The organism is Streptomyces sp. NPDC051684 (assembly GCF_044453445.1).
Lineage (GTDB): Bacteria > Actinomycetota > Actinomycetes > Streptomycetales > Streptomycetaceae > Streptomyces.
Genome location: NZ_JBITCS010000064.1, coordinates 1 through 23,819 on the forward strand (window position 1 = coordinate 1; position 23,819 = coordinate 23,819).

At 72.0% G+C, this 23,819-nt stretch carries 22 protein-coding genes; 12 read left to right on the forward strand and 10 right to left on the reverse strand.

All coding sequences use genetic code 11. The features are described from left to right. Positions 1–122: 122 nt before the first annotated feature. Genes ACIA8D_RS39890 through manD form a run of 3 tightly spaced genes read left to right on the forward strand, consistent with a single transcriptional unit; the run spans position 123 to position 3,940 of the window. On the forward strand, positions 123–1,181 hold the full coding sequence (locus ACIA8D_RS39890; RefSeq protein WP_399240091.1) for an NAD(P)-dependent alcohol dehydrogenase: 1,059 nt from the start codon (positions 123–125) through the stop codon (positions 1,179–1,181). Next, entirely contained in the window at positions 1,178–2,683 is a 1,506-nt protein-coding gene (locus ACIA8D_RS39895; RefSeq protein ID WP_399240093.1) for a mannitol dehydrogenase family protein, read from the forward strand. The genes ACIA8D_RS39890 and ACIA8D_RS39895 overlap by 4 nt, the downstream gene beginning before the upstream one ends. Positions 2,684–2,722: 39 nt before the next feature. After that, the gene (manD, locus tag ACIA8D_RS39900) at positions 2,723–3,940 is read left to right on the forward strand and encodes a D-mannonate dehydratase ManD (protein WP_399240095.1); all 1,218 of its coding nucleotides are present in this window, start codon (positions 2,723–2,725) and stop codon (positions 3,938–3,940) included. A gap of 25 nt (positions 3,941–3,965) precedes the next feature. Here the strand turns inward: manD and ACIA8D_RS39905 are convergent, their stop codons facing one another. From ACIA8D_RS39905 to ACIA8D_RS39915, 3 genes are read right to left on the reverse strand one after another with little or no spacing between them, the layout of a single operon-like run. Further along, positions 3,966–5,477 carry a 3-hydroxyacyl-CoA dehydrogenase gene (locus tag ACIA8D_RS39905; protein ID WP_399240097.1) on the reverse strand — a complete coding sequence of 504 codons (1,512 nt, stop codon included), beginning with the start codon at positions 5,475–5,477 and terminating at the stop codon, positions 3,966–3,968. Between the two features lie 53 nt (positions 5,478–5,530). Further along, positions 5,531–6,307 carry a CoA-transferase subunit beta gene (locus ACIA8D_RS39910; protein ID WP_399240126.1) on the reverse strand — a complete coding sequence of 259 codons (777 nt, stop codon included), beginning with the start codon at positions 6,305–6,307 and terminating at the stop codon, positions 5,531–5,533. Positions 6,308–6,363: 56 nt separating this feature from the next. Continuing rightward, the gene (locus ACIA8D_RS39915) at positions 6,364–7,281 is read right to left on the reverse strand and encodes a CoA transferase subunit A (RefSeq protein ID WP_399240128.1); all 918 of its coding nucleotides are present in this window, start codon (positions 7,279–7,281) and stop codon (positions 6,364–6,366) included. Positions 7,282–7,428: 147 nt separating this feature from the next. Here ACIA8D_RS39915 and ACIA8D_RS39920 point away from each other — a divergent pair, with 147 nt between their 5' ends. The 4 genes from ACIA8D_RS39920 (at position 7,429) to ACIA8D_RS39935 (ending at position 11,591) form a co-directional block, all read left to right on the forward strand. Then, positions 7,429–8,319 (forward strand): LysR family transcriptional regulator, encoded by an 891-nt coding sequence (locus tag ACIA8D_RS39920; protein WP_399240099.1) that lies wholly within the window; start codon positions 7,429–7,431, stop codon positions 8,317–8,319. 140 nt (positions 8,320–8,459) lie between these two features. Further along, the gene (locus ACIA8D_RS39925) at positions 8,460–9,686 is read left to right on the forward strand and encodes an acetyl-CoA C-acetyltransferase (protein ID WP_399240130.1); all 1,227 of its coding nucleotides are present in this window, start codon (positions 8,460–8,462) and stop codon (positions 9,684–9,686) included. A gap of 71 nt (positions 9,687–9,757) precedes the next feature. Next, positions 9,758–11,101, forward strand: coding sequence for an MFS transporter (locus tag ACIA8D_RS39930; RefSeq protein WP_399240101.1), 1,344 nt, complete (start codon positions 9,758–9,760; stop codon positions 11,099–11,101). Between the two features lie 31 nt (positions 11,102–11,132). Further along, positions 11,133–11,591, forward strand: coding sequence for a MaoC family dehydratase (locus ACIA8D_RS39935; protein WP_399240103.1), 459 nt, complete (start codon positions 11,133–11,135; stop codon positions 11,589–11,591). A 12-nt stretch (positions 11,592–11,603) separates the two neighbouring features. Here ACIA8D_RS39935 and ACIA8D_RS39940 read toward each other — a convergent pair whose 3' ends face one another. Together ACIA8D_RS39940 and ACIA8D_RS39945 are read right to left on the reverse strand one after the other, a co-directional pair. Next, a complete protein-coding gene (locus ACIA8D_RS39940) occupies positions 11,604–12,695 on the reverse strand; it encodes a Gfo/Idh/MocA family protein (protein WP_399240105.1) in 1,092 nt (363 codons plus the stop codon). A 114-nt stretch (positions 12,696–12,809) separates the two neighbouring features. Further along, complete coding sequence (locus ACIA8D_RS39945) at positions 12,810–14,093, reverse strand: ROK family protein (RefSeq protein ID WP_399240107.1); 1,284 nt, start codon at positions 14,091–14,093, stop codon at positions 12,810–12,812. A gap of 202 nt (positions 14,094–14,295) precedes the next feature. Here ACIA8D_RS39945 and ACIA8D_RS39950 point away from each other — a divergent pair, with 202 nt between their 5' ends. The 3 genes from ACIA8D_RS39950 to ACIA8D_RS39960 are packed head-to-tail and all read left to right on the forward strand — an operon-like array spanning position 14,296 to position 17,265. Further along, a complete protein-coding gene (locus ACIA8D_RS39950; protein WP_399240109.1) occupies positions 14,296–15,447 on the forward strand; it encodes a Gfo/Idh/MocA family protein in 1,152 nt (383 codons plus the stop codon). Positions 15,448–15,450: 3 nt separating this feature from the next. Continuing rightward, positions 15,451–16,410 carry a sugar phosphate isomerase/epimerase family protein gene (locus ACIA8D_RS39955; protein WP_399240111.1) on the forward strand — a complete coding sequence of 320 codons (960 nt, stop codon included), beginning with the start codon at positions 15,451–15,453 and terminating at the stop codon, positions 16,408–16,410. A 21-nt stretch (positions 16,411–16,431) separates the two neighbouring features. Beyond that, positions 16,432–17,265 (forward strand): sugar phosphate isomerase/epimerase family protein, encoded by an 834-nt coding sequence (locus ACIA8D_RS39960; protein ID WP_399240113.1) that lies wholly within the window; start codon positions 16,432–16,434, stop codon positions 17,263–17,265. A gap of 254 nt (positions 17,266–17,519) precedes the next feature. Here the strand turns inward: ACIA8D_RS39960 and ACIA8D_RS39965 are convergent, their stop codons facing one another. Beyond that, positions 17,520–18,644, reverse strand: coding sequence for a glycine betaine/L-proline ABC transporter ATP-binding protein (locus ACIA8D_RS39965; RefSeq protein ID WP_399240115.1), 1,125 nt, complete (start codon positions 18,642–18,644; stop codon positions 17,520–17,522). A gap of 138 nt (positions 18,645–18,782) precedes the next feature. Then, a complete protein-coding gene (locus tag ACIA8D_RS39970) occupies positions 18,783–19,676 on the reverse strand; it encodes a LysR family transcriptional regulator (RefSeq protein WP_399240117.1) in 894 nt (297 codons plus the stop codon). A gap of 162 nt (positions 19,677–19,838) precedes the next feature. On the opposite strand from ACIA8D_RS39970, the gene ACIA8D_RS39975 reads away from it, so the two are divergent. After that, positions 19,839–20,180 carry a DoxX family protein gene (locus tag ACIA8D_RS39975; protein WP_399240119.1) on the forward strand — a complete coding sequence of 114 codons (342 nt, stop codon included), beginning with the start codon at positions 19,839–19,841 and terminating at the stop codon, positions 20,178–20,180. 36 nt (positions 20,181–20,216) lie between these two features. On the opposite strand, the gene ACIA8D_RS39980 is transcribed toward ACIA8D_RS39975, so the two are convergent. Then, a complete protein-coding gene (locus ACIA8D_RS39980) occupies positions 20,217–21,251 on the reverse strand; it encodes a Gfo/Idh/MocA family protein (RefSeq protein WP_399240121.1) in 1,035 nt (344 codons plus the stop codon). Further along, positions 21,244–22,227 (reverse strand): 5-dehydro-2-deoxygluconokinase, encoded by a 984-nt coding sequence (gene iolC, locus ACIA8D_RS39985; RefSeq protein ID WP_399240123.1) that lies wholly within the window; start codon positions 22,225–22,227, stop codon positions 21,244–21,246. Before iolC ends, ACIA8D_RS39980 begins: the two co-directional genes overlap by 8 nt. A gap of 173 nt (positions 22,228–22,400) precedes the next feature. On the opposite strand from iolC, the gene ACIA8D_RS39990 reads away from it, so the two are divergent. Continuing rightward, positions 22,401–23,006 carry a CatB-related O-acetyltransferase gene (locus tag ACIA8D_RS39990; protein ID WP_399240132.1) on the forward strand — a complete coding sequence of 202 codons (606 nt, stop codon included), beginning with the start codon at positions 22,401–22,403 and terminating at the stop codon, positions 23,004–23,006. 23 nt (positions 23,007–23,029) lie between these two features. Here the strand turns inward: ACIA8D_RS39990 and ACIA8D_RS39995 are convergent, their stop codons facing one another. Next, positions 23,030–23,404, reverse strand: coding sequence for a VOC family protein (locus ACIA8D_RS39995; RefSeq protein WP_399240125.1), 375 nt, complete (start codon positions 23,402–23,404; stop codon positions 23,030–23,032). Positions 23,405–23,819: the final 415 nt, after the last annotated feature.

Sequence of the window (23,819 nt, forward strand, 5' to 3'; positions counted from 1 at the left end):
GGCGACGCGGAGCGTCGTCGACCGACGACAACGCCGCGAGCGTGCGTGCCAGGCCCCGCGAGCCCGGCCTGATCCAAACGACAGGCCCTAGTTCGACATCCCCCCACGAAAGGAGCGCCCCCGTGGCCACCACCACGCACCGCGCCGCCGTGCTGCACGGGCCCAAGGACCTGCGCGTGGAGGACCGTCCGGTGCCCGAGCCGGGCGACGGCGAAGTCCTCGTCGCCGTCCGCGCCGTGGGCCTGTGCGGCTCCGATCTGCACTACTACGAGCACGGCGAGAACGGCCCCAACGTGCTGCGGCAGCCGACCGTCCTCGGCCACGAACCGGCCGGACACGTCGTCGGCCACGGCGCCGGTGCGGACGACCTGCCGCACGGCACGCCCGTCGCGATCGAACCGGCACACCCCTGCGGGCGCTGCGCCCTGTGCCGGGCCGGCCGCTACAACCTGTGCCCGCAGGGCACCTGCTTCGGCTCGCCGCCCACCAACGGCGCGCTGACCGAACACATCGCCGTACCACGGGACTTCGTGCACCCGCTGCCCGAGGGCATGGACGTGAAGCTGGGCGCGCTCGTCGAGCCCCTCGCGGTCGCCGTGCACGCCGTGCGCCGCGCCGACATCGCGCCCGGCGCCCGTGTCCTGGTCACAGGCGCCGGTCCCATCGGCGTTCTCGTCGCCCAGGTCGCCGCCGCCTGCGGAGCCGTGGTGACCGTGTCCGATGTGGCCCCGGCGCGGCGGGAGTTCGCGGCCCGGCTCGGCGCCGGGACCGTCGACGCGACCACGCTCACCCCCGACCCCGACCGGGCCCACGCGCTCGCCGACCCGGACGGCTACGACACCGTCCTCGACTGTTCCGGGGTCGGCCCCGCCCTGGTCTCCGGGATCCGCGCGCTGCGCCCCGGCGGCACCGCCGTCGTCGTCGGCAACCCGAACCGCCCCGAAACGGTGCTGCCGTTGGCGTGGCTGCAGCGCCAGGAGATGTCCCTGCTCACCTCCTTCCGGTATGCGGCCGGGGACTTCGCGGCGGCCGTGCGGCTCGCCGGGTCCGGCCGCGTACGCCTCGACGAACTGGTCACGGCCGAGTTCCCGTTGGAGCGGGCCGACGAGGGGCTGCGCACGGCGCTCGTCGACCGTACGCAGATGAAGGTGCTCATCACGCCCGGCGGGGAGGACGCGTGAGTGCGGAACACCAAGCGCTGCCGCGCATGACGCGGACCGCGCTCTCGGACTCCGGGCTCAAACTGGCGCCGCCCACCACGGAGTCGGGCATCGTCCACCTCGGCCTCGGCAACTTCCACCGCGCCCACCAGGCCGTCCACACCGCCGACGCGCTGCGGCACACCGACGGTCCGTGGGGGATCACCGGCGTGTCCACCACGCCGGGCGACCGGCCCCGGCCGGTGATCGAGGGCATGGCCGCGCAGGACGGCCTCTACACCGTGCTCACCCTGCACCGCGGCGGCGCCGTCGCCGCGAGCGTGCCCGGAGTGCATCACCCGGGTCTGGTCGCCGACGGGCAGGGCGCGGACGTGGTCGCCGCCATCGGCGCCGCCACCACCCGCATCGTCTCCCTCACCGTCACGGAGAAGGGCTACACGTTCGGCGCCGACGGACGCCTGGACCTCGACGACCCGCTGGTCCGCGCCGACCTCGCGGGCGGCACCCCGCGCAGCACGCTCGGTCTGATCGCCCGCGGACTGCAACAGCGGCTCCGCACGGGCGCCCCGCCCGTGACGGTCCTCAGCTGCGACAACCTCATGGACAACGGGCACCGACTCCGGTCCCTGCTCGACGAGTTCATCGCCGCGCTGCCCGCCGCCGAGCGCGAGGATCTCCAGGCGTACGCCGACGCCTGCGTGTCGACACCGAACAGCATGGTCGACCGGATCGCGCCCGCCACCACGGACGAGCACCGCGCCATGGCCGCCCACGCGTTCGGCGTCCGCGACACCGTGCCGGTCCCCGCCGAGCCGTACAAACTGTGGGTGATGCAGGACGACTTCCGCGCGGGGCGGCCCGCCTGGGAGCAGGCCGGCGCGGTGTTCACCGAGGACGTGGCACCGTACGAACTGATGAAGCTGCGCCTGCTCAACGGCGGCCACTCCCTGCTCGCCTACCTCGGGCTGCTGCGCGGCCACCGCTCCATCGACCAGGCCGTCGGCGACGAACTCCTCAGCGGCGCAGTCGAGTTCGCGATGCGCGAGGAGATCCTGCCGACCGTCACCGAACCCGCCGGGATGCCCGGAGCGGACTACATCGGGGAACTCCTCGACCGCTTCGCCAACCCGGCGCTCGGCCACCGCACCGCCCAGGTCGGCTCCGACGGATCCCTGAAGATCCCCGTGCGCTGGGCCGGAACCCTCACCGAGTCACTGGCCGCCGGACGCCTGCCGCGCATGCTCGCGCTCGGCTTCGCCGCCTACGTACGCGTGGTCACGGTCGACGACGCGTACGACGAGCGGAGCCTGGGCGCCGTGCACGACGGAGCCCGCGCCCGCCTCGCCGCACTCGCGTCCCGTGCGAGCGGCCCCGACGCCAAGGCCCGCCTGCTGCTCGCCGACGGCGGCCTGTTGCCCCAAGAGGCGGCCCAGCACGAGGGATTCGCCGACGCCGTCGCCGAGTTCGCCCGGATCCTGGACGCCCACGGAACCGACGCCGCGCTGCGCGCCGCCCGCCCCTGAGACACCACCCGACGACGCTTCCCGAGAGAGGGACACCGCATGCCCGCCACCATCACCTCCGCCGAGGTCTTCGTCACCTGCCCCGGCCGCAACTACGTCACCCTGAAGATCACCACCTCCGACGGTGTCACCGGCATCGGCGACGCCACCCTCAACGGCCGCGAGCTGGCCGTCGCCTCCTACCTGCGCGACCACGTCTGCCCGCTCCTCATCGGCCAGGACCCGGCCCGCATCGAGCACCTGTGGCAGTACCTCTACAAGGGCGCCTACTGGCGGCGCGGGCCGGTCACCATGACCGCCGTCGCCGCCGTCGACGTCGCCCTGTGGGACATCAAGGGCAAGGTCGCGAACCTGCCCGTCTACCAGCTGCTCGGCGGCGCCGCCCGCGACGGTGTCACCGTCTACGGGCACGCCAGCGGCAACACGATCCCCGAACTCCTCGACGACGTACGGCGGTTCCGCGACAAGGGCTTCCGCGCGGTCCGCGCCCAGGCGGCGGTCCCGGGCCTGGAGCGGGTCTACGGCATGCGCAAGGGCGGCGGTGACACCTACGAGCCGGCCGACGGCAGCCTGCCGAGCGAGGAGGTCTGGGACACCGGCGCGTACCTGGACTTCGTGCCGCAGTACATGGCCGCCGTCCGCGAGGAGTTCGGCTACGGCTTCCAGCTGCTGCACGACGTGCACCACCGGCTCAGCCCGATCGAGGCGGGCCGGCTCGGCAAGTCCCTCGAGCCGTACCGCCTGTTCTGGATCGAGGACCCCACGCCGGCCGAGGACCAGGAGGCCTTCCGGCTCATCCGGCAGCACACCACGACACCCCTCGCGGTCGGCGAGATCTTCAACTCGATCTGGGACTGCCAGCACCTCATCACCAACCGGCTGATCGACTACGTCCGCGCCTCCGTCTCCCACGCGGGCGGCATCACCCACCTGCGCAGGATCTTCTCGCTCGCGGAGCTGTACGGGGTGCGCTCGGGTTCGCACGGCGCGGGCGACCTCTCCCCGGCCTCGTTCGCCGCCGCGCTCCACCTCGACCTGTCGATCCCGAACTTCGGCATGCAGGAGTACATGGCCCATCTGCCCGGGTACGAGGAGGTGTTCCACACGTCGTGGACCTTCGAGGACGGACTGATGCACCCCGGCGACCGCCCCGGCATCGGAGTCGAGTTCGACGAGAAGGCCGCCGGACGCTTTCCGTACGAGCGCAAGTACCTGCCGGTGAACCGGCTGCGGGACGGCGCCGTGCACGACTGGTGAGCGTGCACGGCGACGGACCGCCGGTTCAGCCGGCGCAGTCCTCCGGCGTCGTGCCCGGGTCGGTCAACGGCAGGCCGAGCCGGGCGCGTTCGGTGAGCCAGCGGGTCGGGCGGTAGCGGGGATCGCCCGTCGTGGTGTGCAGCGCGCCCTGCAGCTCCAGCAGGCGGGCGGCGCCGATCCGGTCGCCCCAGGCCAGCGGGCCCGTGGGGTAGCCGAGGCCGAGCGTCACCGCCAGGTCGATGTCCGCCGGGGCGGCGAGGGAGCGCTCGGCGATGGACGTGGCGACCGACACCACGGAGGCGAGCAGGCGCTGGCCCACCGAACCGGCGCTGTCCCGGACGAGCGTCACGCAGTGGTCGCCGCGCGCGAGCACCGCGCGGGCGTCGCGGGCCGCCGCCGGGTCGGCGGCCGGGGTCACCGACAGCACACGGCGGCCGCTCGCCACGGACAGCGGGTCCACACCGAAGGTGCGCGCGGCGGGGAGCCCGCGGGCGGCGACCGCGTCGGCCACGCCAGTGCCCCAGACCGGCACGAGGACGACGGCCGCGGGGGAGGGGCTGGTCTCCACGCGGGCGCCCGCCGCCGTCAGCGCCTCGCGCAGCGACCGGGAGTCCTCGTCGTCCCCCGGCACGTGCACCGGGCGGTCCGCGTCGCCCGTCACCGGCTCCTCCGCGTCCACCGGCGCCTCGGGCCCGTACGCGTACCAGCCCTGCCCGGTCTTGCGGCCGAGCAGGCCCGCCGTCACCCGGTTCGGCGTGAGGTAGGAGGGGCGCAGCCGGGGTTCGTTGCGGAAGCCCTGCCAGATCGAGTCGATGACCGCCGCCGTGACATCGAGCCCGGTGAGGTCCATCAGCTCGAACGGGCCCATCCGCAGGCCCAGTACGTCCCGTGCGATGCGGTCGATGTCGGCCGGCCGCGCCACCGACTCCTCCAGGAGCGCGAGCGCCTCGGTCACCAGGCCGCGCCCGGCGTGGTTGACGAGGAAGCCCGGGGTGTCGGCCACCGTGACCGCGCGGTGCCCGCAGCCCTCGACGAGTTCCGTGAGCGCCGCCGGGATCTCGGGCCGGGTCGCGGTGCCCGGCACCACCTCGACGATCTTCATCAGCGGCACGGGGTTGAAGAAGTGCAGGCCCGCCAGGCGCGTCGGGTCGTCGAGCGTCGCCGCGATCCGTGTCACCGACAGGGAGGACGTGTTGGTGGCGAAGACAGTGGTGGCGGGCAGCGCCTGGGCCAGCTTGCCGAACACCTCCGCCTTGGTGTCCAGGTCCTCCCGTACGGCCTCGATGACCAGCTCCACGTCCGGGCCGGGCGCCCAGGGGTCGTCCAGCGGGAACAGCCGGGCCACCGCCGCCGCACCGCCCTCCTCGCTCATGCGGCCCTTGGCCACCGCGCGTTCCAGCATCGACCGCACGAACGCGACGGCCTCCTCGACCGCCTCCGCCCGTACGTCGCCCAGCTCGACGGTGTGCCCGGCGCTCGCCGCCCACTGGGCGATGCCGCGCCCCATGGCTCCGGCGCCGACGATCCTGATACGCATGGCAGTTGGGGACCTTTCGTAGATTCGGGACGAGGTGTTCTACGGGGAGGGTGTCAGCGGAGGTAGACGCGGCCGGGGTCGACGTCCTCGCGCAGCAGCCGCAGCTCCGCCGCGCTCGGCGGCTCCACGATCTCGACGTGGTCGGCCACCTTCAGGTTCCAGCCCGTCGCCTCCTTGACCTGCTCGACCGTGACACCGGGGTGCACGGCGGTCAGCCGCAGCTCCTCGCCGATGCCCTCGCGGGCCAGGATGCCCAGCTCGGTGATGACGCGGGTGACGCCGACGCCGAGCGGCCTGATGCCCTCTTCGAGCGCGCGGTCCGGTCCCGGCGTGGTGCAGAAGTCGAGGGTCTCGGTGAAGGAGCGCGGGTTGTGCCGGCGCATCACGACGAACACCTCACGGGAGTTGGCCATCACCTCGATGCCGCCGCCGGAGCCCGGCAGCCGCACCTGCGGGCTCTCCCAGTCCCCGATGACCGAGGTGTTGAGGTTGCCCCAGTGGTCGATCTGCGCGGCGCCGAGGAAGCCGACGTCGATGTGTCCGCCCTGGAGGACGCTGCCGAACAGGGTCGGCATCGAGAGCACCGCCTCCGCGCCCGTGATGAGGACGGCGTCCGCGATGGTCTCCGGCAGGTGCGAGGGGTGCGCGCCGCACACCCCGGACTCGTAGACGACCTCGATCTGCGGGGCGACCGTGAGGTGGGCCAGTTCGGTGGCGAGGGTCGGCAGGCCGATGCCGGCGAACACCGTGCGGCGCGCGGCGAGTTCGCGGGAGGCGACGACGGAGAGCAGCTCCGAGGAGGTGACCGTGTCGGTCGTGGCAGCAGTCATGGTGGTCAGTTCCTTCTCGTCCGTCTCGACCGTCTCGTCCTGTGCGTGGGTCGTGCTCACAGTCGCCGTCCGTAGTTCACCGGTTCGCTGAGCGCCTCGCCGACCGCGAGGCCCGCCCAGAACTCCTCGCCCTGCTTGGCGACGTACTCGGCGTGGTCGGCCGTCCCGTACACCCACTCCGCCAGCCACTCCTGGAGGCGCTCGGGGTCCTTGCTGATGTGCGACCAGGCGCGGTAGAAGGCGTTGTCGCGGTCGTAATAGCCCTGCGCGAACGACGGGTGGGCGCCGCGCGGGCAGACCACGACGGCGTCCACGGCGTGGGCGGGGACCAGCGTGCGGTTGGGGTCCGAGCGGACGGTGTCGTCCTCGACCAGCTCCTCGACGACCACGATCGCCTTCTTCGCCGCGTACGCCGCCTCGGCCTGGATGCCGGTGAGGCCCCAGATCTGGGTGTTGCCGCGGCGGTCGGCGCGCTGCGCGTGGATGATCGTGACGTCCGGGTTCACGGGCGGCACGACGTAGATCTGCTCGGGCTCGCCGTCCGGGCCCGGGTACGGCGAAGTCACCTTGCGCAGCGCGTCGTTGACGCCCGGGAGGTCGCTGCCGCCGTAGCTGCGCAGCGGGTAGAACGGCAGGCGCTGGGCGCCGGCCAGGTAGCGGCAGATCATGCCGTAGTGGCTGTACTCCTCGAAGGCGAGCGGCGCCGGGTCGGCCTTCTCGATCCGCCGCCGCAGCTCACCGAGCGAACCGGCGGAGGAGTTGCCGACGAAGGAGGAGACGAGGCGCGAGACGCAGCCCCCGGCGATCATCTGGTCGACGACGATGTCCGCCGTCATCCGGACCACGGTGAGGTTCCTGCGGCCCTGGCGGATGATCTCGTGTCCGGCGGCGGTGGGGACGAGGTGCGTGAAGCCCTCGATGCTGACGGTGGCACCGTCGTGCACGTGGGCGGCGATGGCCTCCTTCATCGACATGACCTTTGGTGACACGGTGCTCCTCGGTGAGTGCGTAGTGGTCGCCCTACCGTCTCAGCGCCTATTGATTGCCGTCCAATACCAAATTAAGGTCGGATCAAGACTCCTGATTAATGAATGTCCTGATCGATGAATGGGGGCGGGCTCGTGGAGCTGCGTCATCTCACCGCGTTCACCGCCGTCGCCGAGGAACTGCACTTCGGTCGGGCCGCAAAGCGGCTCCAGATGGCGCAGCCGCCGCTGAGCCAGCAGATCCGGCAGCTGGAGAAGGAGCTGGGCGTCCAGCTCTTCGAGCGCAACACCCGCTCCGTGCGGCTCACCAGCGCGGGGGAGTCCTTCCTCGACCCCGTGCGGACCGTGCTCGCCGACCTCGACACGGCGGTGCGGGCCGCGAAGGCGGCCGGGCGCGGCGAGTTCGGCCGGGTCACGATCGGCTTCGCCGGCGCCTCCAGCCACGAGACACTGCCCCGCCTCACCCGCGCGGTGCGGGCCGCGCACCCGGCGATCGAACTGGTCATGAAGGGCCAGACGTACGCCAATGTCGCGCTCGACCGGGTCGCGGACGGCTCGCTCGACCTCGGCTTCGTGCGGCTCCCGGTGACCCAGCCGGGCGTCGCCCACCGGGTCATCGACGAGGAGGAGCTGTTGTGCGCGCTGCCCTCCGACCACCACCTCGCCGCGCTGGACGAGATCCCCATCGGCATCCTGGCCGAGGAGCCCTTCGTCTCCTTCCCCGCGAACGCCGGGTCCACGGTCCGCGACGCCATGGTCGAGACCTGCGAGGCCGCCGGGTTCAACCCGCGCGTGGTGCAGGAGGCCCCCGACTCGTACACGATCCTGGCGCTCGTCGCGGCGGGCGTCGGTGTCACGCTCACGGTGTCCTCGGTCCGGCACATCCAGCAGACCGGGCTCGTCTACCGGCCGCTCGCGGGACCGCCCATCCGGCGCCAGGCGGCCCTCGCCTGGCGGGCCGACAACCCCTCCGCCGCCCTGCGGGCCGTGCTCGCGGTCTGCGAGGAGGCGCTGCCGACCCCGTAGGGCCGCCGCGTACGGGGTGATTGAGACGCCACCCGTCTTGATGGATCGAAAACTTGGTATTGGACCGACTCAGCGGTCGGGTGCGATGGTCGCCTCACCTCCCTGAGCCGCCCGAAAGGTGTTCCGCCGTGCCCGAAGCCGTGCCCGCACAGGCCGATGTCGTCATCTGCGAACCTCTGCGCACCCCCATCGGGCGCTTCGGCGGCGCCTTCGCCCGGCAGACGCCCGCCGCGCTCGCCGCGCGCGTCATCGCCGAGCTCGTCGCCCGCACCGGAATCGACCCGGACCGGGTCGACGAGGTGATCCTCGGGCACGCCTACCCGTCCTCCGACGCGCCGGCCATCGGCCGCGTCGCCGCCCTGGACGCCGGTCTTCCCGACTCCGTCACCGGCGCGCAGATCGACCGGCGCTGCGGTTCGGGGCTTCAGGCGGTCCTCGACGCCGCCATGCAGATCAGGGCCGGGTTCAGCGACGTCGTGATCGCAGGCGGCGTCGACGTGATGAGCGCCGCCCCGTACTACACGCACGAGGGCCGCTGGGGCATCAAGGGCCCGGGGCTCCAGCTGCACGACTCGCTGGCGCGCGGCCGGGTCACCGCGGGCGGTATCCACCACCCGGTGCCCGGCGGCATGATCGAGACGGCCGAGAACCTGCGTCGCGAGTACGGCATCAGCCGTGCCGACCAGGACGCCCTCGCCCTGCGCTCGCAGCAGCGCGCCGCCCGCGCCGCCCAGGAGGGCCGCTTCGACGCGGAGACCGTGCCCGTCACCGTACGGGGCCGCAAGGGTGACACCGTCGTGAGCGCCGACGAGCACCCGCGCCCGGACACCACCGCCGAGCAACTCGCCAAGCTGCGGCCCATCATGGGCAAGGACGACCCCGAGGCCACCGTCACCGCGGGCAACGCCAGCGGGCAGAACGACGCGGCCGCCGCCTGCCTCGTCACCAGCGCCGCAACCGCCGAACGGCTCGGCCTCACCCCGCTGGTCCGCCTCGTCTCCTTCGCCCGTGCGGGCGTCCCCGCCGCGACGATGGGCATCGGCCCCGTCCCGGCCACCCGTGCAGCCCTGGAGCGCGCCGGGCTCACCCTCGCCGACCTCGACCTGATCGAGCTCAACGAGGCGTTCGCCGCCCAAGTTCTCGCCTGCACCCGTGAGTTGGGCCTCGGTGAGAAGGATCACGAGCAGCGCATCAACGTCAACGGCTCCGGGGTCTCCCTCGGCCACCCCGTCGGTGCGACCGGTGCACGCATCCTCGCCTCGCTCGCCCGCGAGATGCAGCGCAGCCAGGCGCGCTACGGCCTGGAGACCATGTGCATCGGCGGAGGCCAGGGCCTCGCCGCGGTCTTCGAGCGCGTCGCCGCCTAACAACTCCCCGCGTTTCACCCGCAGTTCCCCGTCCCCATCCGCTTGATCAACGACGTTCACGGAGCGACCCCATGAGTGCGTCCACCGCCACCTCACGTGCGGAGACCAGAACCGCCAACAGGGCAGGATTCGGTGCCTTCGTCGGCTCCACCATCGAGTGGTTCGACTTCTACATCTACGGCACCGCGGCGGCGCTCGCCTTCGACAAGGTGTTCTTCCCCGAACTGGACGGCGCCATCGGTACGTTGGTCGCCTTCGCCACCTTCTGGGTCGGCTTCCTCGCCCGCCCCATCGGCGGCATCGTCTTCGGCCACTTCGGCGACCGCCTGGGCCGCAAGAAGACCCTCGTGATCACGCTCTTGATGATGGGCATCTCCACGACGGCGATCGGCCTGCTGCCGAGCTACGCCTCCATCGGCGTCGCCGCACCGATCCTGCTGGTCTGCATCCGCATGATCCAGGGCATCGGCCTCGGCGGCGAATGGGGCGGCTCCGTCCTCATCGCCTCCGAGAGCGCGCCCAAGGGCAAGTCGGTGCTTTACGGAGCGTTCGCCCAGCAGGGCTCGCCCGTCGGCAACACACTGGCCACACTGAGCTTCCTGGCCATCAGCCAACTGCCCGACGACGCCTTCGTGTCCTGGGGCTGGCGCATCCCGTTCCTCGCCTCCGCCGTCCTCGTCCTGGTGGGCCTGCTGGTGCGCCTCAAGGTCTCCGAGTCCCCGGCCATGGCCAAGCTCATCGAGAAGAAGGAAGTCGCCAAGCTGCCGATCACCGAGGTGCTGCGCAGCCACCCCGGCCTGATCGCCCTCGGTATCGGCGCCTGCACCATCGGCCTGTCCGCGACGTACTTCAAGTCGACGTTCGCCCTGTCCTGGGCCACCAGCTCGCTCGACTTCGACCGCAGCTCGTTCCTGACGATCATCCTGGTCGCCAACATCACGCAGGTGATCGTCCAGCCCTTCGGCGCCGTGCTCGCGACGAAGATGAAGAGCTGGTCCCGCGCCGTCACCGTCATGCTGGTGCCCGAACTGGTGCTGCTGCCCGTGATGTTCCTCCTCATCGGCACCAACAACTACGGCCTCGCGATGCTCGGCGTCGCCGTCGCCACCATCCCGCACTGCCTGTACTACGCGGCCCTCGCCGGCATGCTCGCCAGCCGCTTCCCCGCCCACCTGCGCTACACCGGCATCTCCCTGTGCTACCAGCTGTGCGGCACCCTGCTCGGCGGCACGACCCCGATCATCGGCCAGTTCCTGCTCAACCGGACCGGCTCCATCACTGCGGTCATCGCCTACGCCCTGTTCCAGGTCGCCCTGACGCTGGGCTGCATGCTGCTCCTGCTCAAGCGCCCCAACCACGACGAACTGGCCGTGGACCCGGCCCCGGCGCCCCGCACGGTCGCGGCCTCCGCCTGACCGGGCCCTCACCCACGTAGAACGGAGCCCCATGCCCCTGACAGTGCACGGCATCCCGGAGATCCTCGCCCTCGCCGGCCGCGACCTCGGCCACTCCGACTGGAAGGAGATCACCCAGGAGCTCATCGACGCCTACGCGTACGTCTCCGGGGACCACCAGTGGATCCACACCGACGTCGAGCGCGCGGCCGCCGGCCCGTACGGGCGCACCATCGCGCACGGCTACATGGTGCTGAGCTGGGGCATCCCGATGTTCGGCGAGCTGCTCCGGGTCGAGGACGTGGGCCGGGCGCTCAACTACGGCGTGAACCGGGTGCGCTACCCCGCGCCCGTGCCCGTCGGCAGCCGCGTACGGCTGCACGCCTCCGTCGCCGACGTGACGGAGGTGGCACGGGGCGGGGTGCAGATGACGCGGGCGTTCACCTTCGAACTGGAGGGCTCCGAGAAGCCGGCGTGCGTGGCGGAGTCGCTGACGCACTTCTACCCGTAGGCCGGTGTCTCCTTACGGGCGGTCCAGGGGAGCCGGCCGCTTCACGGACGACAGCACCGTGAGCGCGCCGGACTCCGGGGACGCGAGGGACATCCGCTCCAGTACGTCCAGGACGTGGAAGGCGAACTCGCCGGACGCGCGGTGCGGGCCGCCGTCCAGGTGCCGGGCCAGGTCGAGGACGCCGAGCCCGCGGAACGGGCCGGTGGCGGGCGCCTTCGCCGGGGTCACCGCGGGGAGTTCGCTCCACTCGGTGTCTCCGCGGCGCTTGATGCGCACCGGGCGGTCGAAGGTGTTCGGGTCCGGCAGGGAGAGCGTGCCGCCGGTGCCGTAGATCTCCAGGTGCGGCAGCTCGGTGTCCCACACGTCGAAGGAGTACATCACCGTCGCCAGCACCCCCGAGTCGAACCGGAGGATGGAGGTGGCGTGCGTGGGCACCTCCACCGGGACCGACTCGACGGTCCGCTCCGGGGCCGTCACCGCCAGCTCCTTCTCGGCCATCGCGTTCGCACCCATGACATCGCGCACCGGGCCGAGCAGATTGACCAGCGCGGCCACGTGGTACGGACCCCAGTCGAGGACGGGTCCGCCGCCCGCCTGGAAGAAGAAGCCGGGGCTCGGGTGCCACGCCTGCACCCGGCTGGAGCGCACGAAGCTCGTCGCGGCGAACGGCGTCCCGATCAGACCGTCGTCGATCGCGGCGCGCGCCGCCTGACCGGCCGTACCGAGGAACGTGTCGGGCGCCCCGCCGAGCGTGCGGCCCGTCTCGGTCGCGGTGACGAGGTTGGCGCGCGCGAGGTCGGTCGTCGCGGCCAGCGGCTTCTCGGTGTAGACGTGCTTTCCGGCGCGCAGCGCGGCCTCGTTGAGGGGTGCGTGCACGGCGGGCGGGGTGATGTTGACGACGATCTCCACCTCGTCGTCGGCCAGCAGTTCCTCGGTGCTGCCCGCGGCGGGGATGCCGAACTCGGCCGCGGCGGTGCGGGCCCGCTCCAGGTCCACGTCGGCGACGCGGGTGACGGTCAGCTCGGGGAGGGTGGCGATACCGGCGGCGTAGGCCCGGAAGATCGAACCGGTGCCGAGGATGCCGACGTTGACGCTGCGGCTCATGGGGTGTGACGTCCCTTCGCGCGGGGTGGATTCGGGGGACGAGGCCTCCGCCGCGAAGTGCACGATCTTGCGTCAATCAAACACCGGGTTCGGGGGATGTCAAGGGTGCGCGCGTCAACTCGTCGGACTGGGGCGGCCCTTCGCGCTCCGCCCGAGCCTGCGTTCCATCAGGTCGACCACCCCGTCCGGTGACAGCACATGTTCCACCGCGAGGACCGTGGCTCCGACGCGTCCGGCCCGGTCGGCGAGGGTGCTCGGTTCGAGGACGAGTCTGCGGGTGGCCAGGGGGAGTGCCTGGCGGTAGACGACCGAGCGCACCCCGGCGAGCAGTTCGTCGCCCGCGCCGGCGAGGGCTCCGCCGAGGACCACGCGGGCCGGGTTGTAGACGTGCAGCAGGAGGGCCACCACCTCGCCGATCCGCTCGGCGCCCGCACGGACCACGCGCAGCGCCTCGGGGTCGCCGTGGGCCACGAGGCGGGCCAGGTCGCCGGTGCGGCGCAGCACCGAACTCGTCGTCGCACGCGCCGCGTTGAGGTGGCGGACCATCACCGCGGCCGAGGCGACCGCCTCCACACAGCCGCTCTTCCCGCACCGGCACACCACCTCCGACGCGCCACCGGAGGTGACCGGGAGGTGCCCGATGTCGCCTGCCGCGCCGTCCGCGCCGCGGTGCAGTTCGCCGTCGGCCGAGACCAGGCCGCCGCCGATGCCGGTCGACACCTTCACGAACAGCAGGGGCAGCTGGTCCTCGGGCAGGCTGCGGGCCTCGCCAAGTGCCATCAGGTTCACGTCGTTGTCGACGAGCACCGCGCAGCCGAAGCGTTCCGCGAGGGTGTCGCCCACGGGGTGTCCGTCCCAGCCCGGCATGATCGGCGGCCGGACCGGCGCTCCGGCGGCGTGGTCGACGGGGCCCGGGAGGCCGACCGCGACCGCGCACAGCGGAACACTTCCGTCGGCCGCCGTGGCGAGCAGCTCGCGCAGCGCCGCCTCCACCTCGCCGAGCACCGCCTCGGGGCCCTGCGCCAGATCGACGGCTATGTGGCCGGTCGCGAGGGGGTTCTGCGAGAGGTCGGCGACGGCGAGACGGGCGTCGCGCGCCCCGATGTCGGCCGCGGCCACGAGTCCCGCCCCCGGGTTGAGCGTCAGGAGCTGGGGCGGGCGCCCCCGGCCGGCGCGGGCGGCGCCGCCCTCGGCCACGACGCCGGCCTCGATCAGCGCGTCCAGGTGCCGAGTGACGGTCGAGCGGGCGAGACCGGCGCGTTCCACCAGGTCGGCGCGGTGCACGGCGGTGCCGGACGCGATGAGGCGGGCCAGCGTGGAGTACAGCAGCCCGCCACCGTCCCGGAACCGCAAGGTGGGCACGGAGAGGCGGGCGCGGGGGAGCGTCGAGGTGGACATGGCTGCACACCGTACGCGCTCCCCATCATTTATGACTCTCAAGATGCAGTAACTTTCGCTTGTCAGGGCCAAATTGAATGTCCTACGTTCATGAGCGGGACGAGTCACCTCCGCCGACGGTGTGCACGGCGCCACGCATGTCACGTACGTCATGTGTGTCATGTCTGCCATGTGTGTCGACGTCGAAAGGAGGGCGGCCTCGATGGCCCCGCCCGCACCACCCACACCTCGGTCCGCGATCGTCGGCGCGGGCATGATCGCCGAAGTGCACCGCCGCTCGATCCGCACCGCGGGAGGCCGGCCGACCGGCGTGCTCGCCTCCACCCCGGAGCGTTCCGCGCAGGTCGCCGCCGACTGGTCGGCCACCGGCCAAGGTGTCGCCGCATACGGCGACTTCGACGACCTTCTCGCCGACGCGGATGTCGACGTCGTGCACATCTGCACCCCCAACCGCACCCACGCCGCGTACGCCGAACGCGCCCTCGCGGCGGGCAAGCACGTGGTGTGCGAGAAGCCCCTGGCGACCTCCGTGGCCGACGCCGAACGCCTGGTGCGGGCCGCGGAACGCGCGGGGACCGTCGCCGCCGTGCCGTTCGTGTACCGCTACCACCCCCTCGTACGGGAACTGCGCGACCGGGCCGGGGCCGGAGAGTTCGGCAACTGGCAACTGCTGCACGGCAGTTACCTCCAGGACTGGATGCTCGACCCCGACGCGTCCGGCTGGCGCGTGGACCCGGACGCCGGGGGAGACTCCCGCGCCTTCGCCGACATCGGCTCGCACTGGTGCGACCTCGTCGAATGGGTCAGCGGCGAACGCTTCACGGAACTGACCGCGCACCGTACGGTCACCGTCCCCGAGCGACCCGGCGCGGACACCAAGTCCTTCTCGAAGGCGGCCGGTTCGGGGGAGCGGACCACCGTCACCACCGAGGACGCCGCCGCGCTGCTCCTGCGCACCGAGAACGGCGCGCTCGCCTCGACCGTGGTGTCCCAGGTCTCCGCGGGCCGCAAGAACCGCCTCTGGTTCGAAATGGACGGCTCGGCCGGCAGCGCCGTCTTCGACCAGGAGAACCCCGACACCCTCTGGCTCGGCGGCGAGGACACCTCCCGGGTCCTGCACCGCGGCGCGGGACGCACCTCCCCCGGGCAGCGGCGCCTCAACATCGTGCCGCCCGGCCACCCGCAGGGCTACGTCGACTGCTTCGCCGCGTTCGTCGCCGACGTGTACGCGGCCGTCACCACCGGCGAGACACCCGAAGGGCTCCCGCTCTTCGCCGACGGGCTGCGCTCCGCCCGCCTCGTCGACGCCTTCCTGACATCGTCCGCCAACGGCACCTGGACAAAGGTGAACTGACCCATGAGTGAATCGACGTGTGAACCGACGCCGAGCCGGATCAAGCTCGGCATGCTCACCGCCTGCCTGCCCTCCTGGGACCTCGACAAGATCGCCGAATACGCGGCGGGCCGCGGCTACCAGGCCCTCGAAGTCGCCGTCTGGCCCGGCACCGGAGGCCGCGACTTCGAGGCCGCACACCTGCCCGTGGCCACCTTCACCGGCGGGGACGAGGAGCGCACCCGCGCCCTGCTCGACCGGCACGGCCTGGAGATCTCCGCGCTCGCCTACTACGAGAACCACCTCCACCCCGACCCCGAGCGGCGCGCCGCCTACGGCACCCACCTCCGGCACGCCGTCGACACCGCGCAGCGCCTCGGCATCCCGTACGTGGGCACGTTCATCGGCCGCGACTGGACGAAGCCGGTCGCCGAGAACCTCGCCGAAGCGGAGCGCATCTTCCCGGAGTTGGTGGAGTACGCGGGCGCACGCGGCGTCAAGCTCATCATCGAGAACTGCGTGATGGAGGGCTGGCACCCGGACGGCTACCCCGGCAACCTCGCCTACTCCCCGGAGCTGTGGGAGTGGATGTTCGACCTGGGCCTGTACCTCAACTGGGACCCCTCGCACCTCACCTGGATCGGCATCGACCCGGTCGACACCATCGCGCCCTACGTGGACCGGATCGTGCACGCCCAGGCCAAGGACGTCGAGCTGCGCCCGTACGACCGGCAGCGCTACGGCCACTTCGGGCCCGCCCGCGACCGGTCCGACAACCCCTGGGACATGGGCTGGTGGCGCTACCGCGTCCCGGGGCGCGGGCAGGTCGACTGGGGCACGGTCCTCGACCGGCTCTACGAGCACGGCTTCACCGGCACCCTCTCCGTCGAGCACGAGGACCCGGTCTGGGGCGGCACCCCCGAGAAGGTCGTCCAGGGCCTCGACATCGCCCACAGCACGCTCCGCCCCCTCATCGTCGACTGACACCCGGAGGACCGACACACCATGGCCACGACCACTGAGCCCACCGGCACGCTCGCCGTCCAGCTGTTCAGCCTCCGCGAGGACCTGGACACGGACCGCGCCGGCACCCTCGCCCGCATCGCCGAACTCGGCTACCGGCACGTCGAGCCCTTCGGCCTCGGCGACTGGCGCACCCCCGCGCAGGACCGCCTGGCCAAGGCCCGTGCGCTCCGCGCCGACCTGGACGCGGCGGGCCTGTCCGTCTGTTCCCTGCATGCCTCGATCGCGGCCGACGGCCTCGCCACCCTCGCCGAGGAGTGCCGCATCCTCGGCACCGACACCGTCTTCATCCCGATCCCCGGGCTCGTCGAGGGCTTCGACGGCGGGGACCACTTCGGCCGCGACGTGTTCGGCGACCTGGAGACCCTGACCCGGTTCGCCGCCCGCGTCGACGAGGCCGCCACCGAACTGGCCGGGCACGGCATCCGCCTCGGCTACCACAACCACGAGCTGGAGTGGACGACGCTGCCCGACGGTCGCAGCGGCTACGACGTGTTCTGGCAGCTGACCGGCGCGCAGGTGCTCGCCGAACTCGACGTCTACTGGGCGACCGTCGCGGGCCAGGCCCCGGCGGCGGTGCTGCGTGCGCTCGACGGCCGCGTGGTGGCCGCACACCTCAAGGACGGCAAGGCGGTACGCCAGGAGCCGCAGACCCCGATCGGCACCGGCGACGTCGACGTCCCCGCCGCCATCGAGGCGGGCGGCGCCGCCCTCGCCTGGCACATCGCCGAGATCGACACGACGGAGCTGGACCGGTTCGACCTCTTGGCCAGTAACCGGGACGCGCTCCTCGGCCTGGGCCGCACGACGGCCTGACACACCGAGTCCGCCCCCACGCGACCGAGGCGCACAAGCAGCGACTCCTGGCGCTCGGCTGGTCCGACCCGGACACCCACAAACCGCGCAGCGGGCGCTCGGAGAATCACGAGATGTGGTTCGGCCTCGACGAGGTCGACCGACTGGAACAGATCTCCACCGACTCGCTCCGCGTACGGGGCGAGGAACCGCCCGACGCGCGGTGGTCCTGGCGGAAGGACCCGCCGGCGTGAGCGGTCAGACCTGACGAAGCGCTACTGGGCGCGGGCCGACACCGTGTCCCCGGCCGGCCCGCCCCCGGCGCCGCCCCGTTCACCCGACACGGCCTCACCGAGCACGGCCAGCAGCCGCTCCTGGCTCACCACGCCGGTCAGTACCTCGTCCTCGACGACGGCGACGGGCTCGGAGGTGCGCTGGGCGCACGGTGCGAACAGGTCGGCGAGCGGGGTGGTGGGGCCGACGTGGGCGGGGGCTTTCGCCAGGAGTTCGGTGTCGGTGAGCTCCGGGCGGCCCGAGCGCTCGCGCAGGGCGTCGGGGGATTCCATGATGGCACCGGCGGTCAGGACCCGTGAACGGTCCACGTCCTGGATGAAGTTGGCGACGTAGTCGTCCGCCGGGCGCACCAGGATGTCCTCCGGGGTGCCGTTCTGCACGATGCGGCCGTCGCGCATGACGGCGATGCGGTCGCCCAGGCGCATGGCCTCGTTGAGGTCGTGCGTGATGAAGACGATGGTCTTCTTGAGCTTCTTCTGGAGCACGAGCAGCTGGTCCTGCATGTCCCGCCGGATCAGCGGGTCGAGGGCGCTGAACGACTCGTCCATCAGAAGCAGTTCGGCGTCCGTGGCCAGCGCGCGGGCCAGGCCGACCCGCTGCTGCATGCCGCCGGACAGCTCGTCGGGGTAGGACTTCTCCCAGCCCTTGAGCCCGGTCAGTTCGAGGGCCTCCGTAGCCCGCCGCTCGCGCTCCGCGCGCGGCACACCCTGCACCGCGAGGCCGTAGGCCGCGTTCTCGAGCACACTGCGGTGCGGGAACAGCGCGAAGTGCTGGAAGACCATGCTGATCTTGTGGGAGCGGAGCTCCCGCAGCTCCTTCGCGGGCATACCCGTCAGATCCTGGCCGTCGAACTTCACGTGTCCCGAGGTGGGGTCCGACAGGCCGTTGAGGGTGCGCAGCAGCGTCGACTTGCCCGACCCCGACAGACCCATGACGACGAAGATCTTGCCGGACTCCACCGAGAAGGACGCGTCGATCACGCCCGCGGTGGTCCCCTCGGACCGCAGTTCCTCGCGGTCCGTCCCGGCGCGCAGCCGCTCGACCGCTTCTTCCTGTCGCGTGCCGAACACCTTGTACAGGTGCTCCGCCTCAAGCCTCACCGACACATGAACCTCGATCTCTTCGACCTGGAAAGACCTGGAAATGGTGCAGTACCGAGCAACGTCCGTCGGCGGAGGCGCCTGCCCCGGCTCACCGGGGCGTAAACGGCCGGACACCTCCCGGCCACGCGGCCACGCCCCTCGTCACCCCGCGCCCCGCACCCCGAACGCGCGCGCCGCCTCGGCGAACGCTCGGTGCTGCGCGGTCTCGTCTGCGGTGCGCCACACCAGGGCCCACTCGGTCGCAGGCGCGTCCCTGACGGGCAGGAACTCCACACCGGGGTGGCGGTAGTAGCGCAGCACGTGCGCGTTGAGCGGGCTGATCGCGGTGCGGGCGGCGATCTGGGTGAGGACCTCGTGGAACGTGCGCGCACCGGGGCCGCGCGGGACCGCGCGCCCACTGGGCGTACGGACGGGCAGCATGGCCTCGCCCCAGTCCCGCGGCACCTCGGGCCCGAGGTCGAGGACGGTGCGCCCCGCCAGATCCTCCATGCAGACGTCGGCCTGCTCGGACAGCTCGTGTCCCGTCCACACCGCGAGCACCCGGCCCTCCGTCAACACCACGGGGCCGACGGTCACATCGGGTTCGACGACCGGCAGCCACAGCACCAGCATGTCGACCTCGCCGCTGCGCAGCGGCCCGTACGGATCGCTGAAGTGGATCTCCTGCAGCGGCACGTCGCACTCCGGGTGCAGCTTGCGGAAGTGCCCGATGTGGGCGCGCAGTTCATGACCGAGCGCGCCCATCACCCCGAGCGTGAGCGCGCCGGAGACACCCCGGGCCGCAGCGGTGGCCTCCGCGATCGCGGAGGTGATGGCCTCGTGTCCGCGGCGCAGGCCATCGGCCAGGCGCTGCCCGATGGGGGTGAGCCGCACCGACCGGCTGGTCCGCTCGAACAGGGGCGCTCCGATGCGCCGCTCCTGTGCCCTGATCGCCTGGCTGACCCTGGCCGACGAGATGTGCAGTCGCTCGGCCGTCCGGCCGAAGTGCAGCTCGTCCGCGAGCGTCAGGATGATCTCGATGTCTCGCAGCTCCACGCCTCGCGCCCCCTCCCCATCGTTAACCCCGGGATTATCGCTCGTTACCGGGACGGCCGTTGATACGGCGAGCGGCGGCGAGGACCCTTGGCTCGGGGCGGACACCCGGTTCGTCGGTCTCCGCGCCTCCGCATTCCTCGCCTCCTGAAGGGGGACGCCCGCATGTCCACCACCGCCGTCATCGTCACGGTCCTGACCGCCGTCTGGGTCGGCTTCTCGGGCGTTTCGCTGTTGCGCCGCGCCCCGTTCGTCGTGGAACCACTCGTCTCCTACGGAGTCCCCGACAGCTGGTGGACCCCTCTGGCCGCGGCCAAACTCCTCGGCGCGGCAGGCCTGTTGGTGGGGATCGCCGTGCCGGTCATCGGCATCGCGGCCGCGATCGGACTGGCCCTCTACTTCCTCGGGGCGGTGATCACGGTGCTGCGGGTGCGCTCCTACAAGACGGTCGCGTTCCCCGTGCTGTACCTCGCGCCCGTGGTCGCGACGCTCACTGTGGGGTGGTAGGTGGGCGACGTCATGGCGCACCGGCGCGGACGCTCCTCACGGATGTCCGTCCACGGCGTAGAAGTCCGGGCGCTTCGGGATGCCCGTGGCGACGACCCGGCCAGAGGTGCGGGACTCGACGGCGGCGCCGGTGATGACCGTGGCGGCGTAGCCGTCCCAGGCCGAGGGGCCGGTGGGCGCGCGGCCCGCCGTCAGGTTCGCGATCCACTCGCGGAACTCGGTGTCGAAGGCGTCGGCGAACCGGCCCGTCCAGTCCGGCAGGATCGCCGTGCTGTGCGCGCCCGCCGTGCGCACCCCGACCGCCGCCGGGTCGGGCAGCCGCACGAGACCCTCCTCGCCGACGGCCTCGCACTGGATGTCGTAGCCGTAGCGGCAGTTGACGAAGACCTCCAGGTCGATGCGGACGCCCCGCGCGGTCTCGAAGAGCATGAACTGGGGGTCGGTGAGGTGCACGTGCTTGTGCTTCGTGGAGCGCGGCACGATCACCTGGGCGGAGACGATCTCGTCGTCCAGGAGCCAGCGCAGCACGTCGATCTCGTGCACCGCGGTGTCGTGCGCGGCCATGTCGGAGGTGTACGCCTCCACGGACGAGGCGTTGCGGTGCGCGCAGTGCACCATCAGCGGGGTGCCGATCCGGCCCGCGTCGATGACCTCCTTCAGCTGCCGGTAGCCCTGGTCGAAGCGGCGCATGAAGCCCACCTGGACCAGCCTGCTGCCGTGCGCCCGCTCCGCCTCGACGATCTTCAGGCAGTCCTCGGGGGTGGTCGCAAGGGGCTTCTCGCAGAACACGGGCTTGCCCGCGGCGACGGCGTTCAGGACGTGCTCGGCGTGGGTCGGGCCCCACGAGGTGACGAGCACCGCGTCGACGTCCTCGGCGGCGATCAGCGAGGCGCCGTCCGGGTGCACCCGCGCGCCCGGGTACCGCGCGGCCTCGGCGGCGCGCTCGGGGTCGATGTCGGTCACCGCCGTGACCCGGGCCCCGACGATCACATCGGTGAGCCGCCGAATGTGCTCGCGGCCGATCCAGCCCGCTCCGATGACACCTATGCGCACGGTCTCCTCCTCAGACATCACCGTTCACCTCGCGGAGCTTCTCCTCGACCTCCGCCGCGGTGGGCATGGCATCGGAGCAGGCCAGCCGGCCCGCCACCAGCGCACCCGCGGCATTCGCGAACGACACCGTCCGCGCCACGTCCCACCCGGAAAGGAATCCATGGCACAGCGCCCCGCCGAACGCGTCACCGGCGCCGAGCCCGTTGACCACGTCCACCGGCGCCGGCGGCAGCTCGGCCACCGTGCCGTCGCGGTGCACGGCGAGCACCCCCTTGGGGCCCTGCTTCACGACGGCCAGCTCAACTCCCGCCGCCAGCAGGGCGGTTGCCGCCGCATGCGGCTCCCGCTCGCCGGTCGCGATCTCGCACTCGTCGAGATTGCCGACGGCGACCGTGGTGTGGGCGAGCGCCTCGCGGTAGGACGCGCGCGCCTGCTCGTGGACCACGGAGGCGGCGTCCTTCGAGGCCGGGTCCTTCCAGAACATCGGCCGCCAGTCCAGGTCGAAGACCGTCGTCCCCCGCTTGGCCCGGTGCCGCAGCGCCGCCAGCGTCGCCGCGCGCGAGGGCTCGTCGCACAGCCCGGTCCCCGTCATCCAGAAGATCCGGGCCGATGCCACCGCGTCCAGGTCGAGGTCGTCCGGGCGGATGTCCAGGTCCGGCGCCTTGGGCTGGCGGTAGAAGTACAGCGGGAAGTCGTCCGGCGGGAAGATCTCGCAGAAGGTCACCGGGGTCGGCGCCACGTCCGACGTGCCGACGAACGAGGCGTCGACTCCGTAGCCCGCCAGGGCGGTGCGCACGAACGTGCCGAAGGGGTCGTCGCCGGTCTTCGTGATCACCGCCGTACGCCGCCCGTAACGGGCCGCGGCGACGGCCACGTTCGTCGGGCTGCCGCCGAGGTACTTCCCGAACGTCGACACCTCCGCAAGCCCTACGCCCGTCTGGAGCGGATACACGTCCACTCCGACGCGGCCCATGGTCAACACATCGAACGGCATCTCGGCTGGCGTCCCTTCGCTCCGGGCTTCTGGCGCGCGCTGGCCCGAGTACGATCGTCCTTGTTCAAATGTCCTGTCAATGGGTGGTCGGCCGCTCAGGCCGGCCCCGTGCCCTCGAGAAAGGCCGACCGGTGACCGCGAACGTTCCCGCCGACCCGACCGCGCTGCACCCGATGCCCGAGCAGCCGCGGGTCGTGCTCCTCAAGCCGCTGGTCAAGTCGCCGCTCATCGAGGTCGGCGAGTTCTCGTACTACGACGACCCGGACGACCCAACCGCCTTCGAGACCCGCAACGTGCTCTACCACTACGGGCCGGAGAAGCTGGTCATCGGAAAGTTCTGCGCGCTGGGGGAGGGGGTGCGATTCGTCATGAACGGCGCCAACCACCGGATGGACGGGCCCTCCACGTTCCCGTTCCCGATCATGGGCGGGTCCTGGTCCGAGCACTTCGACCTCATCACCGGGCTGCCGGGCCGGGGCGACACCGTGGTGGGCCACGACGTGTGGTTCGGGTACGGCGCGATGGTGATGCCCGGTGTGCGGATCGGGCACGGGGCGGTGGTCGCCTCGGGCGCCGTGGTCGTCGACGATGTGCCCGACTACGCCATCGTCGGAGGTAATCCGGCCCGTGTCATCCGCCGCCGCCACAGCGACGCCGACATCGAGCGGCTGCTGCAAGTGGCTTGGTGGGACTGGCCGTTGGAGCACATCACCACGCACGTACGGGCCATCATGTCGGGCAGCGTCGACGACCTGGAGCGGGTCGCGCCCGGCAGCTGAGCACCGTGCGGCCCGTTTGGTACTCAGTGCAGGCAGAGGCAGAACGGGTGACCGGCCGGGTCCGCGTAGACCCGCCAGTTGGTGTCGGGCCGGATCTGGTCCGTGCGCTCCAGGAGGGTCGCCCCGAGGGAGAGCACCCGCTTCTCGTCCGCTTCGAGGTCGTCCACGTCGAAGTCGAGGTGGACCTGCTGCGGGCGCTCCTGGCCCGGCCACTGCGGCGGCTGGTACCCGTCCACCCGCTGGCAGGCCAGGGGAGTGCCCTCGAACCCCACGACGTCGACCCAGTCGGGGTCGTCGGGGTCCAGGACCACCCGGCCGCCGAGCAGCTCCGCGTAGAACTCGGCGAGCCGTACGGGGTCGGCACAGTCCAGCGCGACCGCCTGCAGTTTTCGAATCACTTCCGGCACTCCTCGCTCGTTGGCCGCCTCTGCGACATCCTGCACGGGAAGTGTCGTACCCGCCACCGCGGCGGACTCACCCGTTGCGGTGGCGTGCCGTCAGCCGCGACGGTCAAGTCCCGCTCGGAATCCGGCAGTTGACCGGCATCGGCACCGGCGGCGGTCGTTGTGTCCGTGGTGATGTCGGAGTCCTCTGCGCCCGCCCGTCGCCACAGCGGCTTCAGCCGGTACGTGAAGAGGTACACGACGACCGCGACACCCGCCGCGACGAGCATGCTGAGGTCACCGGCTCCTGGGTGGGCCGCGGCGAAGGCGCCGGTCTAGGGCCTGTCGTTTGGATCAGGCCGGGCTCGCGGGGCCTGGCACGCACGCTCGCGGCGTTGTCGTCGGTCGACGACGCTCCGCGTCGCCTCCC